This is a genomic window from Nocardia sp. NPDC059180, from assembly GCF_042754945.1.
Lineage (GTDB): Bacteria > Actinomycetota > Actinomycetes > Mycobacteriales > Mycobacteriaceae > Nocardia.
In genome coordinates, this window is sequence record NZ_JBHZBU010000001.1 from 68,772 (window position 1) to 86,114 (window position 17,343).

12 protein-coding genes are annotated in these 17,343 nt (G+C 69.1%); 7 read left to right on the top strand and 5 right to left on the bottom strand.

The genetic code is table 11. The features are described 5' to 3' along the window. The first annotated feature begins 106 nt into the window (after nt 1-106). The 3 genes from ACFXNW_RS00330 (at nt 107) to ACFXNW_RS00340 (ending at nt 6,217) form a co-directional block, all read left to right on the top strand. Nucleotides 107-1,201 carry an isochorismate synthase MenF gene (locus tag ACFXNW_RS00330; protein WP_379414759.1) on the top strand — a complete coding sequence of 365 codons (1,095 nt, stop codon included), beginning with the start codon at nt 107-109 and terminating at the stop codon, nt 1,199-1,201. Nucleotides 1,202-1,406: 205 nt separating this feature from the next. Continuing rightward, nucleotides 1,407-1,577 carry a DUF2613 domain-containing protein gene (locus ACFXNW_RS00335; protein WP_014353524.1) on the top strand — a complete coding sequence of 57 codons (171 nt, stop codon included), beginning with the start codon at nt 1,407-1,409 and terminating at the stop codon, nt 1,575-1,577. A 197-nt stretch (nt 1,578-1,774) separates the two neighbouring features. After that, the gene (locus ACFXNW_RS00340; protein ID WP_379416216.1) at nt 1,775-6,217 is read left to right on the top strand and encodes an alpha-(1->3)-arabinofuranosyltransferase; all 4,443 of its coding nucleotides are present in this window, start codon (nt 1,775-1,777) and stop codon (nt 6,215-6,217) included. A gap of 35 nt (nt 6,218-6,252) precedes the next feature. Here ACFXNW_RS00340 and ACFXNW_RS00345 read toward each other — a convergent pair whose 3' ends face one another. Further along, on the bottom strand, nt 6,253-7,437 hold the full coding sequence (locus ACFXNW_RS00345) for an acyltransferase family protein (protein ID WP_379414761.1): 1,185 nt from the start codon (nt 7,435-7,437) through the stop codon (nt 6,253-6,255). Nucleotides 7,438-7,638: 201 nt separating this feature from the next. Between ACFXNW_RS00345 and ACFXNW_RS00350 the strand changes: the two genes are divergently transcribed. After that, nucleotides 7,639-8,793, top strand: a complete 1,155-nt coding sequence (locus ACFXNW_RS00350; protein WP_379414763.1) for a DUF3068 domain-containing protein — start codon at nt 7,639-7,641, stop codon at nt 8,791-8,793. Between the two features lie 301 nt (nt 8,794-9,094). Here the strand turns inward: ACFXNW_RS00350 and ACFXNW_RS00355 are convergent, their stop codons facing one another. After that, nucleotides 9,095-10,390: a polysaccharide biosynthesis protein gene (locus tag ACFXNW_RS00355; protein ID WP_379414765.1), complete on the bottom strand. Its 1,296-nt coding sequence runs from the start codon at nt 10,388-10,390 to the stop codon at nt 9,095-9,097. Between the two features lie 230 nt (nt 10,391-10,620). Between ACFXNW_RS00355 and ACFXNW_RS00360 the strand changes: the two genes are divergently transcribed. Beyond that, the gene (locus tag ACFXNW_RS00360; protein WP_379414767.1) at nt 10,621-12,609 is read left to right on the top strand and encodes a hypothetical protein; all 1,989 of its coding nucleotides are present in this window, start codon (nt 10,621-10,623) and stop codon (nt 12,607-12,609) included. A gap of 98 nt (nt 12,610-12,707) precedes the next feature. On the opposite strand, the gene ACFXNW_RS00365 is transcribed toward ACFXNW_RS00360, so the two are convergent. Next, nucleotides 12,708-13,871, bottom strand: a complete 1,164-nt coding sequence (locus ACFXNW_RS00365; protein WP_379414769.1) for a glycosyltransferase family 4 protein — start codon at nt 13,869-13,871, stop codon at nt 12,708-12,710. Nucleotides 13,872-14,076: 205 nt separating this feature from the next. Between ACFXNW_RS00365 and ACFXNW_RS00370 the strand changes: the two genes are divergently transcribed. Continuing rightward, on the top strand, nt 14,077-14,880 hold the full coding sequence (locus ACFXNW_RS00370; protein ID WP_379416218.1) for a methyltransferase domain-containing protein: 804 nt from the start codon (nt 14,077-14,079) through the stop codon (nt 14,878-14,880). A gap of 34 nt (nt 14,881-14,914) precedes the next feature. On the opposite strand, the gene ACFXNW_RS00375 is transcribed toward ACFXNW_RS00370, so the two are convergent. Continuing rightward, nucleotides 14,915-15,208, bottom strand: coding sequence for a hypothetical protein (locus ACFXNW_RS00375; protein WP_379414771.1), 294 nt, complete (start codon nt 15,206-15,208; stop codon nt 14,915-14,917). Between the two features lie 211 nt (nt 15,209-15,419). Between ACFXNW_RS00375 and ACFXNW_RS00380 the strand changes: the two genes are divergently transcribed. Then, entirely contained in the window at nt 15,420-16,865 is a 1,446-nt protein-coding gene (locus tag ACFXNW_RS00380) for an aldehyde dehydrogenase (RefSeq protein WP_379414773.1), read from the top strand. Nucleotides 16,866-16,905: 40 nt separating this feature from the next. Here ACFXNW_RS00380 and ACFXNW_RS00385 read toward each other — a convergent pair whose 3' ends face one another. Beyond that, complete coding sequence (locus ACFXNW_RS00385) at nt 16,906-17,103, bottom strand: hypothetical protein (protein ID WP_379414774.1); 198 nt, start codon at nt 17,101-17,103, stop codon at nt 16,906-16,908. Nucleotides 17,104-17,343: the final 240 nt, after the last annotated feature.

Genomic DNA, 17,343 nt, shown 5'->3' on the forward strand with positions numbered 1-17,343 from the left:
GACGGGCAACCGTTAACAACGAGCTGCTATGGCCGCAGATGAGATCTTCGTCGCCTCGGCGGACGTAGCTCACCAACTCCGCGATTTCCGCGGATACCGTCGGGCTATGGACGGGTTCTTGCTGGCCACGCCGGACGGTGTGCTCCGGGCGCACGACACGCGCGCCGCTTTCGACGACGCACAGCAGGCGGTGGCGGCACTGCGCGACGGATCGGCCGCGATGGTGGTGGGGGCGCTGCCCTTCGATCCACGAGAAAAGGCCGCGTTGACCGTTCCGGGCCGGGTGGAACATACGGCCGGACCCTGGCGGCCCGCCGCTGTGCCCGAGCTGCCCGAGGTCACGGTGATCAGCGAGCTGCCGAGCCCAGGTGAGCACTTGGCGCGGGTGGCGAAACTGGTCGAGCAGCTCGGCGATCCACGGCAGCCGCTACGCAAAGTGGTGGCAGCGCGATCGGTGCTCGCCGCTTCCGAGCAACCGCTCGACCCGGAGGTGGTGGCCGCTCACTTGCTGATCCGGCATCCGCGGGCGCATGTCTACGCGGTGGATCTGTCCCCGGCCGGACGTCCGGGCGAGACGCTGGTCGGTGCGACGCCCGAGGTGCTGGTGTCCCGGCACGGCAGCACCGTCACATTGCATCCGCTCGCGGGTACGCTGCCCCGCCTCGCCGATCCGGACGCCGACGCCGCCCAAGCCCGAGAGCTGCTGGCGAGCCCGAAGAATCGCGAGGAGCACGCCTTCGTCATCGATTGGATCGCGGAGAAGCTGAGCCCGCTGTGCTCGTCGCTGTCGGTTCCCGACGGCCCGGAACTGGTGCAGACCCAGCAGGTCTGGCATCTGGGCACGCCGATCACCGGCACCCTGCGCGATCCGGCGCCGACCGCGCTCGAACTGGCGTTGCTGCTGCATCCGACGCCCGCGGTGTGCGGGACGCCGACACCGGAAGCGCTCGACGCCATCGTCGAGCTGGAAGGCGAGCGCGGCTTCTACGGCGGCGCCGCGGGCTGGTGCGACGCCGCCGGTGACGGCGACTGGGTGGTGGCGATTCGCTGCGCCGAGATCGCCGCCGACGGCCTGTCGCTGCGTGCCTTCGCCGGCGGCGGAATCGTGGCGGCCTCGGAGCCGCAGATCGAACTCGCCGAAACCACCGCCAAGCTGCGCACACTGCTCGACAGCGTGAACTGTGCCCTACCACCGGCCTGATCCGGAGACAGGGACCTGATGACCGCCACCGGCGCATCTCGGCGGGTAGCGACACGTCCCGCTGGATCGGCGCTCGTGCGACCATGGTCACCAGCCGATCTGGAAATACCTGATGGCTATAGCAGGCCTGCGCGTACGCGGATGGCCGAAGTCCTGCTAGGTTGGCCGGGAATACCTGCCTTCCGCGAAGTATTGGAGTGCCCCGATGAAGTTTGCTGTACCTGGTGCCGCTAGTGCGGTCGCCGGCGCCGTCCTCGGCGCGATCGCGGTGTTCATCATCACGGCGGCAGTGCAGCAGAACTCGCGCCCGGACATCGACCGCAGCGGCGACGCCGACTCCTCGCTGCTGAACAACGTCGAATACGGCAGCCGCTGATCCACACCCGGTTTTCTTCGGATCGCTCGCGTCCGGCGCGAGCGATCCGCTGACCGTGGTGCGCGCCGAACCTGCGCAGCACCGCACCCCGACGATGCCCCACCTGGCCACCCCGCGTGCGCCAGGTTCGGCGCATTTCGCGGCTACCCTCGCGTGTGCTCGACCCGATGCCCGCGATGCCGACTGATACGAACGAGATGCCCGACCAGACCAGCACCCCCGTGCGCCGACCGGATGCCGACCGGCCGTCGAAGGGCGCGCCCAGTGCAGATCGGGCACCGGCTCCTACCTCGGAGACCGCCCCCCTTGGCAGACGCTGGTTCGCGGGCACCGTCGTCGCCGCGTTCCTGCTGACCTTCCTCCAGGCCCCCGGCCTCACCGTCGCCGACACCAAATACGACCTGGCCGAGAACCCGCTCGGATTCCTGGACCGCGCCTCGCATATGTGGAGCAGCCAGGCCCCGATGGGGCAGGTGCAGAACCAGGCGTACGGGTACTTCTTCCCGCACGGAACGTTCTTTTCCCTCGGCGACCTGCTCGGACTCCCGGCCTGGGTGACCCAGCGGATCTGGTGGGCGCTGCTACTGCTCGCGGGATTCTGGGGCATCGTGCGGCTGTGCGAAACGCTCGGGATCGGCAGCAGGGGCTCCCGGGTGGTCGCGGCGGTCGCGTTCACGCTGTCGCCTCGGGTGCTGACCACTCTCGGGTCGATTTCTTCGGAAACGCTGCCGATGGTGCTGGCGCCGTGGGTACTGCTGGCTCCGGCCGCGCTGGGCACCGCGTACAAACGTCGGCGTGGTGGCGCGCGATCGCCCGCGGGCAGCGCGCTGGCGCTGGCCCTGATGGGCGCGGTGAACGCGGTGGCGACCGTCGCGGCGTTCCTGCCCGCCCTGCTGTGGTGGGCTTCCTACCGCCCGAACCGGCGATGGTGGCGCTTCACCAGAGCGTGGGTGCCACTGCTGGTGCTCGCGACATTCTGGTGGGCGGTGCCGCTGCTGCTGCTCGGCCGGGTGAGCCCGCCGTTCCTCGACTTCATCGAATCCTCGGGTGTCACCACCCAATGGGCCTCACTCGGCGAGGTGCTGCGCGGGACCGACAGCTGGACGCCGTTCGTCTCACCGGAACGCATCGCGGGCGCGGTACTGGTCACCCAGCCTGCCGCGGTGCTGGCGACCGGGCTGATCGCGGCGGCGGGGATGGCCGGGCTTGCGATGCGGTCGATGCCTGGACGCGGGCGGTTGACGTTGATCCTGTGCGTCGGGCTGGTCGGCATCAGCGCCGGATACGTCGGCGAACTCGGTGGCCCGTTCGCCGAATCGGTGCGGGTGTTCCTGGATTCGAGCGGCGCGCCGCTGCGCAATGTGCACAAGCTCGAGCCGCTCATCCGCATCCCGCTGGTACTGGGTCTCGCCCATCTGATCGCCCGCGTTCCGCTGCCCGCCTCGGTGCCGATGCCGGTCTGGCGCAGCGCGTTCGCCCATCCCGAACGGGACCGGAAAGTCGCGGTAGCGGCATTGATCCTCACCGCGCTCGCCCTGTCCACCTCGCTGGCATGGACGGGCAAGCTCGCGCCGCGCGGTGCCTACGACGACGTGCCCGACTACTGGCGCCAAACCGCGCAGTGGCTGGAGAACAATGCCGCCGACACCCGGGCCCTTGTGGTGCCCGGCGCGCCGTTCGGCAGTCAGGTGTGGGGACTCACCCGCGACGAACCGTTGCAGGCGCTGGCGCAAACACCGTGGGCGGTGCGCGACGCGGTGCCGCTGAACCCGCCGGGCACCATTCGCGCGATGGATTCGGTGCAGCGACTGATCGCCGACGGGCGACCGTCGGCCGGGCTGGCCGCGACCTTGGCCGGGCAGGGCATCGGCGTTGTGGTGTTGCGCAACGACCTCGACCCGGATACCTCGCGCTCGACCCGGCCCATGCTCGCTCATCAGGCACTCGAGGGTTCGCCGGGTCTTCGTCGAGTGGCCGCCTTCGGCGATCCGATCGAGGCCGGCGTGATCGCCGACGGGCTCGTCGCCGACGGTGATCTGCGGCCCGCCTACCCGGCGATCGAGATCTACCGGGTCGAGACTCCGACGCCCGGCACCCCCGCCGACCTGCGCAGCGGCACCGGCGCACCCGATTCGTTTGCCGGCGCCTACACCGTTCCTTTGAACACCGTGCCCACCGTGCAGGGCGGGCCGGAGGTACTGGAACGGCTGAACCGAGATCCCGGCTCGGGGGCCGAACCTCGCCTCCTTGCCGCCGACGTCCAACGCGCCGGACTACCGTTGGGACCGGTCACCATCACCGACACCCCGATGGCACGAGAGGCCGATTTCGGCAAGGTCGACAACCATAATTCGGCGCTACGCGCACCGGACGACGCGCGGCGCACCCACAATCTGGTACCCGACTATCCCGTTCCCGGAGCCGAATTGGTGCGCGGTGAATGGACCGGCGCGACCGTCACCGCATCCAGTTCGGCCGCCGACGCCACCCAGCTCGGCGGTTCGGCACCCGGCAGTTCCACCGTGGCCGCCGTCGACGGCGATCCGGCCACCGGCTGGGTGAGCAACGGCGCCGAACGCGCGGTGGGGCAATGGCTTCGGCTCGATCTCGACCAGCCCATCCGCTCGGGCCTGCTGCGGTTGACGACCAGCGCGGCCGCGATCGGCGATCCGGTGAAATGGGTGGAGGTGCGCACCGATAACGGCAGCGTGTCCGCCCGCATCTCCGAACCAGGTGCGCAGGTGTCGATTTCGCTGCCCGCGGGCTCGACCAGCTGGTTGACCGTCACCGCCATCCGCACCAAGGACGGCACCGGCGGCGGACAGTTCGGCATCAGCGAACTCACCCTCGACGATTACTCCGTGCGCGACGCGCCCGTGCGCGTCGACATTCAGCACCGGACCGTGCTGCCTCCCGCCCCCGAAGGCGCGCAAGTCGCGGGCTGGGATCTCGGACAGGAATTCCCTGGGCGCAGCGCCTGTTTCGACGCGCCCGACCGGGTGCGCTGCGGAAAGGGGCTGGCGCTCGCACCCGAGGAACTCGGCGCGTTCCAGCGGACGCTGTCGGTCCCGGATCCGATAACCGTCACGCCCGAACTGACCGTGCGCACCCGCCAGGGCCCCGCACTGGAGGCGCTACTCACCGATCCGCGCCGCCCGATCGCGCGCGGCAAATCCGATGTGGGCGACCTGCGCGGTTCGGCTTTCGCGGCCACCGACGGCGACCCGCGTACCAGCTGGACCGCGCCGGAGGATTCGGTACGCAACCTGCTCGGCGCCAAACCCACTCTGACCATCGAACTACCGGAACCGGCACTGGTCGACGGCCTGGAGATCACGCCGTCACTGGGCGGCCTGCCCGCCGCACCGACCGCGGTATCGGTGAATCTCGGCAACGGTCCGCAAGTCCGCGACCTCGACGAGGACGGGAAGACCCGGATCTCCCTGCACCCCACGGTCACCGATCGCATCGAACTCAGCATCCAGAGCTGGGCGCCGGTGCTCGACCGCACCGCACTCGGTTTCGCCCAATCACAACCACCCGGACTGGCCGAGGTGTCGGTGCTCGGCCCGGACTATCCGGCGCCCGCCGACCCGAACCGGCTGATTACGGTCGGATGCGCGGACGGGCCGACCGTCGCGTTGGGCGGGCAGGTCTTCCACACGTCCATCACCGGGACCGCTGCCGAACTGCGTTCGGGCGCACCGGTTTCCGCGCGAGTCTGCACAGGTGCGGGCGCGGCACTCGAAGGACCCGACAGCGCCCCGGCTGATTCGGATTCGTCCCAGCCCGATCCCGATGCGTCTGACCCTCCCACCGCTGGCGCCCAGTCGCCCGACACCGATGGCACGGCGGGGGATCAGAACTCGACCCAGACCGCTACCGTCGACCTTTTCCCGGGACGAGTCGATGTGATCGCGGCACCGACCGAACTGTTCTTCGTTGACCGGCTGCGCCTGGACAACCCTGCGGTCGACCCCGTTCCCGCCGCATCGGATCAGGCAACCGGCCCGCAGCTACTGGTTCTCCCGCTGAGCACCAACGTCGGTTGGACCGCCCAGACCGAGGACGGGCGCGAACTCGAACCGATCGTCGTCGACGGCTGGAAGCAGGGCTGGCTGCTGCCCGAGGGCACGACCGGACCGATCACTGTCGCGTTCCCGGTCGACCGCTGGTACCGCGTGGCCATTTTCGGCGGCCTGTTGCTGCTGATCCCGCTCGCCGCACTCGCGTTCCCCCGCCGCGGCCGCGCGCTCGCCGACGGCCCCGCACCACGCACCTGGCGCACCCGCTGGCTCCCTGCCGTCGGCCTCACCGCCGCGGCCACGATCATCTCCGGCCCGGTCGGCACCGCACTCACCGCAGCCGGTCTCGCGCTGATGCGCTTCGTCCACCGGATTCCGCGCACCGCATTGGTCGTGACCGCCGGTGTCGGCACCGTGCTCTCGGCAGCTGCCCTCTCCACCGGTCCGTGGCGTTCCCCTAGCGGCTATATGGGCGGATCACTGTGGGTGCAGTTGCCCGCGCTGATCGCGGTTATCGCAGTCGGGATCGCTGCGCTGCCGGCGCGCGGGGTCAGGGATGACGCCAACCGAGCCGACGGAGAGGCCGACCACGACGAGGCCTCGCGCCACGAATAGACCGGGTCGCGTATCAGGGATCCGAGCAACGGCCGTTATTGCTGCGCGGCCAACTCCGCTTTGCGCGCCGCCGCCGCCTGATCCCGTCGGCGGACGTAGCGGCGGACCGGCTCTTCGATCAGCGCGTAGCTGGCGGCGGAGATGGGGAGGGTGATGGCGATGGTCAGGGTGAGCACGAGCAGGAAATCACCGCTGAACGGCACGATGCCGAACACCGGGAAGACGATCGACAGCACCGCCAGGTGCCAGATGAAGATGCCGTAGGACCAGCGGCCGATCGCTTGGCAGACCGGCGACTCCAGCCAGCGGTGCGGTGCCGCGGCGGAGTCGCGCAGGATCAGCGGCGCGAGCAAGGTGAATCCGATCAGCGCGCCGAGCCCCATCTTGGCGGCGTACTGCCACGGTTCGGCACGCGTGAGGCCGGCGGGTCCGCCGAAGTTCGTCGCCGAGACAAGGAAGGCGACCAGCGCGACACTCCACATCAACCACTGATTGCCCGCGATCCGGCGCAGCTTCGATAGCGGTCGGCTATCGACAGCCAATTCGGCGAGCAGCATGCCCCCGGCGAACCAGGGCAGATATCCGGGCAGCCAATTGTCGGCGTGAATCGCGTCCGGTGTGGGCACTGGAAGGAAATTCCAGGACAGACTTATCAGCCCGAGCGCGAGCACCGCCGGAATCCGCGCCCGCGCTGCCGAACCGCGCAACCCCGACAGCGCGAAAGCCAACAGCGGCAGCACAAGATAAAAGGCCACCTCCACCGACAGACTCCACATCTGGGTCAAGCCGTCGGTCAGCGTCAAGGGGATGAACACCTGCAGCAGCGCGAGATTGGACAGCCACACCCGGAAGCCCGCGGTGTCGGCCGCGCTCGGCAGCAACACCAGCACCACACACACCACCACCCAGTACGCGGGCAGAATGCGGGCGGCACGATGACGCAGGTAGCGGCCGACACCGGGTGCGGTACCGAGGCCACGGGCCGCAGCCGCGTGCGGTCGCCACAGTAGGAATCCCGACAGCGCGAAGAACACCGCCACCGCCATATCGAAGCGTTCCAGCATTTTGCCCAGCACCGGCACCCCGGTGGTCGCCGTCTGGAAGGCGACATGGGTGACCAAGACACCGAGTGCCGCCATCCCGCGCATACCTTCGAGCGCGGGCAGGAAGGCGCGGGGACGAACCGGAGCGTCCGTAGTGGTGGGTGCGGTGGCGATCATCGAGTCCAGTCTGCCCTGCGGCTTTCGACATGAGAATCCGACATTTCACTTTTCGCGCTAGACTCGGGCGATTTTAGGTCCGATTCCGGCCTCGGCACGGTGTGGTTCATAACCGGACTGTTAGTGTCGGGGCTCACGAGTGCTGTGGCATGCCCACAGTACCGACGGAGCGACCCGTGTTCTACAACGAGGAGACTTTGCATGGCACAGAGTGCCGGAACCAAAAGGACGGTTGCCTGCCTGCTCGTGGGCCTCGGCGCGCTGCTCATCGTGGCCGCGCTGATGATCCCGACTTATACCTTGAGCAAGATGTCGAAGACTCCCCTCGACCTCGAGATCACCACCGTCGCCGTCAATGCCGAGGGCACGGAGAGCCTCGTGCTCGACTCCAAATCGCTGACCGCCCCCGAGGGCTCGGCGAAGGTCGACGCGAAGGTGCCGCTGGTCTTCCAGCGGTTCGTCACCGTCGAGGAGCCGTCGGACGCGACCGAGATGACCATCCAGGCGGGCACGACGCTGCGTCGGACCGACAAGCAGGGCGACACCGGCCTGCTGACCGCCGAGGTCGACCGCGTCACCATCGACCGCAAGTCCGGTGAGCCGGTGGACGAGGACCCGAACGGCTCGATCGCGGCCACCGTGAACAAGGAAGGCGAGAGCGTCGCCGAGCCTTTCAAGCGTGAAGGCCTGCAGTACCGGTTCCCGATCGGCACCGAGAAGAAGGACTACCCGTACTTCGACCGGACCGCCCGCGTCACCTCCGATGCCAAGTTCATCGAAGAGACCGAGATCAACGGCACCAAGGTATACCACTTCCAGCAGGTCGTCCCGCCGGCGAACCTGTGGGAAGCCAGCCAGCAGCCTGCCTACAAGCTCACCCTGCCCGCCGCGAAGTGGGGCGTCGAGGGCGAGGGTGACATCACCATGTACCGCTGGTACACCAACACCCGCGACATGTTCGTGGAGCCGGAGACCGGCACCATCGTCGACGGCCAAGAGGCCATCCACATGTACTACGGCGAGACCGGCGACAAGCCCCAGGTCACCGCACTGAAGGCCACCCTGACCTTCGATGAGCCCACCATCGAGTCGCAGCTGGACGTCGCCAAGGAGAACATCGACAAGCTGTCGCTGTTCGGCCGCGTCGTGCCGATCATCCTCGGCGTCGTCGGCGTGATCGCGCTGATCGCGGGCATCGTCCTCGGTGTGCGCGGCGGCGGCGCGGCCGCCCCGGCCGGCCGTGGCCCTGTGCCGCCCCGCCGTCCGGCTCCCGCGGCGCCCACCGCACCGTCGGCCCCGCGCCGTGGTGACGCGGACGCACCGACCGAGACGATCAAGCTTCCCGAGAAGCCCTGATCGCTCAGCGGTAGTAACTGATCAATTCGGCTCCCCGGCAATCGCGCCGGGGAGCCGAATTGTTTTCGTGGGGTGCGCTGCTCCGGAATAGCACTCCTCGACATCGGATCCGCCGAGCACGTGCCGAGAACAACCGATGCGGCTGGGCGTGGCCTGGGCCTGGCCCGCACTCCCGCAATACCGACCGGCGGAACTCGGGGTAGACCAGAAACCGGACCACGGTGCGTGATCACGACCGCGCCCGATCCGGCCGACGATATCGGGCCGCACCGGCCGGCCCAGCCGCGTACATCGACCGCGATCAGGACCCGGATTCAGCCCGGTCCGGTTGGCGGGCAGCGGTATAGAGCACCAGAACGGCGACGATGGCGGTCGTGGTGGCGGCCACGCCTGCGGCGGTGGTGATGAGGGCGGGGATCGTGCGGGCGAACGCCAGCATCAGAGCGAGCTCTATCGCAAGGCCGAGCCAGGCGAGGGCGGCCAGCGCGGTGCGGTCGACAGCGATCGCGGACAGCAGCGCGCCCTGTAGCACCGCGAGAACGGCGCCGTGCAAGGCGAACAACCACAGCAGGCCCTGAATCGGCGCGTAATCCTCCCCGGCGAACAGGGGCGCCAGCGGTGCGGCGACGGCCGCGCCGAGCACCGCAACGGCACCGATGCCGGACAGCACCGCCAGCGCCGAGCGGATCGCACCCGCCGAGTGGCCGGGCTGGGCCATCCGGGGATACAGCACCATACCGACGGCCGCAGGCAGCCAGAAGGCGATCTTGGTTGCCATGGTGCCGAGGGCGTATCGGCTGGCGTCGTCCTCGTCCAGGACGATCCGCACCACGATCAGGTCAGCCGATGACAACGCCATCAGCGCCGCCTGCACCTGCGCGGCCCGCAGCACCGCGATCACGCCCGCGAACCCGGCGCTGGTGATCGGGGCGTACAGATCGAGCGAACCCGCGCCGTCGACGGCCGCCTCCACCTCCGGCTCGGCCGCTTCCGGCGTGCGCACCACATCCGCTGACGCCCCCGCCACGTACCGAGCGAACACGGCCGCCCCGGCGATACCGAACGCTGCCGCCCACAGGGCGGGCGCGGCACCGGCACCCAGCGCAAGTACCACGATCGCGGGAACCACACGCGCGACCCCGGCAGCCCCGAGCACGACGGCGAGTCCACGGAATCTCCTGCTGCCCTGCAGAACGCCCTGCTCGCCGGAGAGCATCACCAACGCGGGCGCGGGCACGAGCGCGGCGGCGCAGGCGACCGGACTCACCTCCAGCACCATGGTCACGACCGGAATCAGCGCCACGGCCACCGCGGCCACGATCACCGCGCACCGCCACTGCAACCCGCGCAGCGCCGCCACATTCGCGCCACGCACGAGTTCCCTGGCGACCACGTTCTGCAGCGCAAGCGCGGGCACCGCGCACAGCAGCTGCACCGCGAGCAAACTGGCGAATTCGCTGTAACCTGCGACGCCGAGCCACCGTCCGGCGAGTAGCTGAAGCAGATAACCGGCCACATTCGCCGTCATCGCACCCGCCGTCACCAAGCTCAGATCCGCCACGACGGGAAGGCGACGAACAGCAGGCACGCCCGCCATCGTCGCACCCCGACCATGGATCGCGCTTGTCTGCCCCCGCGATGGCCGCATGTCGCCCGGTGGTCCGGGGCGTGCCGCACATCGGCTCCGGCAGCGGAGCGACAGGCCTGGCGATCCCACCGTCGACACCGGGCCGAGCAGACGGGCCGTGACAGCGTCGAGCCGGGCTGCCGAGCCCGACTGACACAGGGCCGAGCCACCTATGCCATCAGAACGTAGGGTGCACAGTCGTGAGTGCGCGCGGATGGAGTCGAGGCGTCCGGTGGGCGAGGGTCCTTCCGGCCGCGTACAGCGCGCTGCTGTCGATCCTCATCACGGGCCCACTGCTCGGCCCCGGCTATCTGCTGCTGCGCGACGCGGTGAGCACGCCACGCTCCTACCTCACCGACGCCGCCCTTGGTTTGGGCGATGCCGCGCCACGAGCCGTGCCGCAGGACGCGCTGCTGGCGATCCTGTCACCGGTGATCGACGGCGGCCTGCTGGTGAAGGCGATCCTGCTGACTGCGCTGTGGGCCGCAGGATACGGTGCGGCGGTCCTGTCGCGGGAGCTGCTGAGGGTGCCTGTCGCGGCCCAGCTGGTGGCCGTCACGGTGGCGATCTGGAACCCGTTTGTCGCCGAACGGCTCCTGCAGGGGCATTGGAGCCTGCTCACGGGGTACGCGGCGCTGCCATGGACGGCGCTCGCGGCACATCGGCTCCGCCAGCGGGCGCATGAGCGCCGTCGCAGCGACTCACGAGGCCAGACCACCACTGACCCTCAGGCCCGAGCGATCGCGATTCCCCAGGACAAGGACGCCGCACACCACCGGACCACCTCACACGACCGGACCGGCCCACAGCCGCGGGTGCTGTCCGAAGGGGCCGAACCTGAGTCGACTGCGCTCCCGGGCAAACAGCAGCCCAGGCGGGCACTGCGTGACTGGGCAGCTCTGGCCGGATGCTTCGCTGCCGCCGGCCTGACACCGACTGGCGCACTTCTGGCCGGCATCGTCGGCCTCACCGTCGCGGGCCGCCGGAACTTCGCCGCCGCACTCGCGCTGCTGATCGCCGCCTCCGCGCCCTGGCTGGTCGCCACCGTCGCCTCCGGCGCGGGCACCGAGACCTCCGACCCCGCCGGTATCGCCGCCTTCGCCGCCCGTGCCGAGCCCGGCCTCGGCACGCTGGGCAGCCTCGCGGGCCTCGGCGGCATCTGGAACGCCGACGCCGTCCCCTGGTCGCGCACCACCCTGCTCGCTCTCGCGGCGACCGTAATCCTGCTGACCCTGGTCGCCTTGGGCGCGCGGACCGTCGCAGGCGTGCGCACCGGGCGCAGGCTCATCGGGCTGGCGTTCGCGGCCGTATTCCTGCCCGCACTCGGTGCGACCGGCTGGGGCGTGGACGTTCTCGAATGGCTCATCGTCGAGGTCCCCGGCGCGGGGCTGTTGCGCGATACCCAGAAGTACGTCGCGCTCGCGATGCCCGGTTACGCACTGTGCGCGGCGGCGGGATGTGCGGCCGTGGCAGCGCGTTTCGGCGGCGTTCGATCCGCAACCGACGCCGAACCCGACAGCTCCACATCAGCGGAGATCGAATCCCGCACGACCGACCCGGCTTCAGGAACATCAGCATCCATCGGCGGCCCGGCAATCGGCGTCGTCGCCGCACTCTTCATCGCCGCGCTGATCCTTCCCCTCATCGACATGGCGTGGGGTGTCGGCGGGCAGATGCAGGCGGTGCGCTACCCGGCGGCGTGGCAGGAGGTCGCCGAGGAAGTCGACGGTCCGGGTGACGTGGCCGTGTTGCCCGGAGGGATGTTCCGGCGATTCCCTTACAGCGGAAGCGCCCCGGTGCTCGATCCGGCCCCGCGCATGCTGCCGAACGATGTGCTCCAGACCGGTGAGCTACCGGTACGCGGACAACGGGTTTCGGGCGAAGGCGCACGTGCGCGGCAGGTAGAAAGCCTGCTGCTGAAGGGGGGCTCACCGAGCGATCTCGCAGCGCTCGGCGTCGGCTGGGTGCTGGTCGAGCACCGCACACCGGGTCCGATGGGCGAAGCGAAAACCACCCTTGCACAACTGGAGCCGGTGCTGAGAACGCCGGATCTCTCGCTCTATCGCGTCCCCGGCGTCATCGCCGAACACGCGACCGCACACCGCCCCTTGGTGATCGGCGCGCATCTGCTCTGGGCGGCACTGCTGTTCGCCCCACTGCTCACGATTCGGTCATCCGCCCGGCGGTGAAACCGATCGGGATTGCCGGCCGCCGCGGCCCCACGCCTGTACCGACTCGCGACGGCCAAGCGGTGCGGGTTCGGCGGTGAGTCGGCAACCGCTCGCATTCAGACCGGCGGAATGAGCCCGGAGACCTTTCGACCGTCCGCCGCCGCGGACAGCACCTGGTACACACCGTCAGCCGTCCTCGCCCAGGAGAATTCGCGCGCCCGCGAGCGCGCCTTCTCGCCCATGACGGTGCGGCTCGGGGCGTCGTCGAGCAGTTCGGCGACCGATTCGGCCAGCTGATCGACATCATCGACGAGCACGCCCGTCACACCGTCGACGATGGAATCGGTGAGCCCGCGCGAGGACCGGTAGCCGACGGTCGGCACACCATGCTGTGCCGCCTCGATCACCGCGAGGCCCCAGCCTTCCTTGCGTGAGGGCATGACGTGCACCCAGGATCGGGCGAGCAGTTCGTGTTTGCGGCGTTCGTCGACGTGCCCGTGGAAGGTCACCGCGTCGGCGATACCCAGTTCTCGCGCCACGGATTTCAGGTTGTCGGCCCACCAGCCGTCACCGATGACGTCGAGCTGCACACCCGGAATCCGCCCACGCAGCCGCGCGACCGCGGACAGCGCGTCCTCGATCTGCTTGTGCGGCACCAGCCGTGACAGCACGACCACCCGTGGTTCGGCGGTGCGGGTTTCGGACGCGCCGGTGGGGGCGTCGACTGGAACAGGTTCAGCTCCGTTGCGTACCACCGCGATGCGAGAACCGTCGACGCCGAGCGTCGTCAATTCCTCGGCGGACGGCAGCGAAACCGTCAGGTATTGATTGTCGCGATGCACCCGTGGCGACAGCCACGATTCGATCCACCAGCCGATCCGGCCGACCAACCGGCCCGCGACGGGCCACTGTTCGCGATGCCCGTGATGGACAAGTACCACCGACGGCGCCTGACTTGCGGCCCTGGCGAAGAACGGGATGCCGTTCTGAGTGTCGATCACCGCATCGGGCCGTAGTCCGCGCAGCGGTCCGATCCCCCGCCGCCCGAGGGCGATGGCGGCGAGCGCGCGCGGGTACACCGAGTAGCGCCCGCCGGCCCGGCTGATGTCGATGCCGTCGACGGTCTCCCGCTTGGCCGCGCCGGGGTAGCGCGCGGTGCGAAGGGTGACCTTGACCCCGCGTGCCGCCAGGTGGGCGCCGACCTGCTCGAGGTAGCGTTCGCTGCCCCCACCCTGCGGATGCCCCGTGTCGCGCCAGCAGAGCAAAAGGACTTCGCGCACGGTCGAGCTTCTCCGGTCGTCGGGTCCCCGTCGGGAACGTCGGATATCGTCGTACACCCTAATGGACGGGACTGGACAGTGGTCCGATCCCGGCTCTGACCGCCCCCTGACCCGGCCGCGACCGGGTGGCCGGGCGGTTTGTGCGAGACTCGGCGCCGTGCTCAGAGCCGATAGAACGCCGACTGGGTGGACGCCGCAGGCCCGGATGCGACCGGGGCGGCCGACTACACCGGCGGCTGCGCGTGGATCGCTGCGACGCCCGCGCTTCGCCGAGCGGGCCACCCTGCGCCGCTCGATCCGGCTGCTGAGCAGTTTCCGATTCGAGCAGACCGCTCCCGCGGTGTTCTACGGCGGTATCGCCACCGACAGCGCCGCCATGATCAGCGATTTCTACGCGGATGTGACCGGGCGTGAGCTGGCGGGCGCGACGATCATCGACGTGGGCGGCGGGCCGGGCTACTTCGCCGACGAGTTCGCAAGGACCGGCGCCAGGTACATCCCGGTGGAGCCGGATCCGTCGGAGCTGCATGCGGCCGGGTTGACGGTGCCGGGCGCGGTGCGCGGCTCCGGGATGGCGTTGCCGTTCCGTGACGGCGCGGTCGATATCTGCTTTTCGTCGAATGTCGCCGAGCATGTGCCCCATCCGTGGCTGATGGCCGACGAGATGGTGCGCGTGACGAGGCCGGGCGGTGTGATCGTGCTGTCCTACACGGTGTGGCACGGCCCGTTCGGCGGGCACGAGACCGGCCCGTGGCACTACCTGGGTGGTGAGTACGCGGCCCGCCGGTATCAACGCAAGCATGGTCGCGAGCCCAAGAACAGGTTCGGCCGGTCGATGTTCGCGGTGCGCGCCGCCGATGGTCTGCGGTGGGCGCAGCGCACGCCTGCGGAGGTCTTCGCGGTGTTCCCGCGCTATCACCCGCGCTGGGCGTGGTGGCTGGTTCGCATCCCTTGGCTGCGCGAGTTACTCGTCAGCAACCTGGTGATAGTCGCGATCAAACCGGACTGAATCGTCCATACCGCAGCAGAACCGGCACTCGCTTTCAGCGCACCCAGAGCGCCTGACGCCAGCCGCGAGTGAGGTGCCTGGCTTCCTGCCACGGCGACTCCTGCATGGCGAGCCCTACCGTCTCCAGCGTGGTCAGGCCGACCAGATCGGCAAGCGTCCCGACCACCGCGACAGCCTCGGCGGCCTGCATTGCGGCAGTTGCTTGCTCAATGGTCAAGGTGCGGCCGGGTAGGAAGGAAACCACCCAGCCTCCGCTGCCAACGCTCTTAGCTTGATGCTCGGTCTGGTCGCTGGTCATCAACGACCGGTCGATCACTTGCACCGCCATGAATCGGACTCCCCAACTGCGGTTTCGGTTCGGAGTATCGAGCGAGCTGATCAGTAGCTACAGCATCCACTGTCCAGCAACAGAACGCAATAGTGCGTTCTGACGAAAAGCGAACCGACAGGTCGGAATTCACGCAGCTCATGGGGGGTGCGCACTGGCGAAACTGAAACCTGTTACAGACAACCGGACGACAAAACTGTAACGTGTTCTCATGGATTACGACAGCCTCTTCATCGGCGGCCGCTGGACCGCGCCCGCCACCACCGAGCGCATCCAGGTCATTTCCCCGGCCACCGAGGAGCCGGTCGGCAGCGTCCCCGCCGTCGATCGCGCCGACGTCGACGCCGCGGTCGCCGCGGCCCGCACGGCCTTCGATTCCGGCCCGTGGCCGTCGACGCCGCCGGAGGAACGCGCCGAGGTGCTCACCCGCGCCGCCCGCCTGATCGAGGAGCGCGGCGCCGACCTGGCCGCGACGCTCACCGCCGAGATGGGCGCGCCGCTGATGGCGGCGACCACGCTGAACCAGATCCCGGCCGTCGCAGCCCTCGACTACCACGCGAGCCTGGCGAAATCGTTTCCTTGGAACGAGACCCGCACCGGCATCTTCGGCACCACGCGCGTCTCGCGTGAGCCGCGGGGCGTGGTCGCCGCGATCACCGCATGGAACGTGCCGCTGTTCCTGGCCGTCAACAAGCTCGCACCGTCGCTGCTGGCCGGTTGCACCGTGGTGCTCAAGCCCTCACCGCTGACGCCGCTGACCACCAACAAGGTCGCCGAGATCTTCACCGAGGCCGGCTTGCCCGAGGGCGTGCTGTCAGTACTGCCCGCCGAGGCGGAGGCATCGGAGTACCTGGTGTCGCATCCGGGTGTCGACAAGCTGACCTTCACCGGCAGCACCGCGGTCGGGCGCCGGATCGGCGCCATCGCGACCGGCCAGCTCAAGACGGTCTCACTGGAACTCGGCGGCAAGTCGGCGGCAATTCTGTTGCCGGACATGGATATCGCCGCGAGCATCCCGGCGCTGGCCTTCTCCGGCCTGATGAACACCGGCCAGGGTTGTGTCGCGCAGACCCGAATCCTGGCACCGCGCAGCCATTATGACGAGATCATCGAGGCGCTGGCCGCGCACGTGCGGACCATGACCGTCGGCGATCCGACCGATCCCGCCACCATGCTCGGCCCGCTGATCTCGCAGCGTCAGCGCGAACGAGTCGAGGGCTACATCGCCAAGGGCAAGGCCGAGGGTGCCCGGCTGGTGCTCGGCGGCGGCAGGCCCGAGGGCCTGGACAAGGGCTGGTTCGTCGAGCCAACCATCTTCGCCGATGTGGACAACTCCTCGACAATCGCCAGGGAAGAGATTTTCGGACCGGTACTTTCGGTGATTCCCTACGAGACCGAGGACGACGCCGTCGCCATCGCCAACGATTCCGACTACGGCCTGGCCGGCTCGGTGTGGACCAGCGACGTGGAGCACGGCGCCGAGATCGCCGGGCGCGTGCGCACCGGCACGTACGCGATCAACTGGTACGCCTTCGACCCCGGCTCACCGTTCGGCGGCTACAAGACCTCCGGGCTCGGCCGTGAGAACGGGCCCGAGGGAGTCGACGCCTACTGTGAGCAGAAGTCGGTGCTGATGCCCCTCGGCTGGACCGGCTAGTACCGAGGACGATTCGACGGCCTCCGGGGTGGGTGCTCACTCACTCCGGAGGCAGCACCACGCGCAGGACCGACTGCGCGTCTTCTCCAGGCACGGGCCCGTCGACCACCTCGACATACCAGCCCGGCGGTAGAACCGATTGCAGGCGCCGTGCTGCCCGGCGCAACGGCGTGCTCGCGTGCGGCACCGCCCCTATCGGTAGCTCGGCTACCGGAGCCCTTGTGTACCCATCGGCCATGCTTCACACCCTCTCGCGCGGCGATCGCGTCGTCGGCGGCGGTTCTCGCGCGCCACGAGCAGATCTAGGAAGCAGTTCAGTCGATCAGTTATCTTGCGGCAATCGAACTGTGCTGTCGTGAGCCGGAGAACACGCAAAGCATAAGCCACACAACAGGCTCAACTCGGCATAACGGACAGGTACCCGCACCGCGTCGCACCGAAACCCAATGGCGCACCTGCCATCAGGCATGGTTCGCAC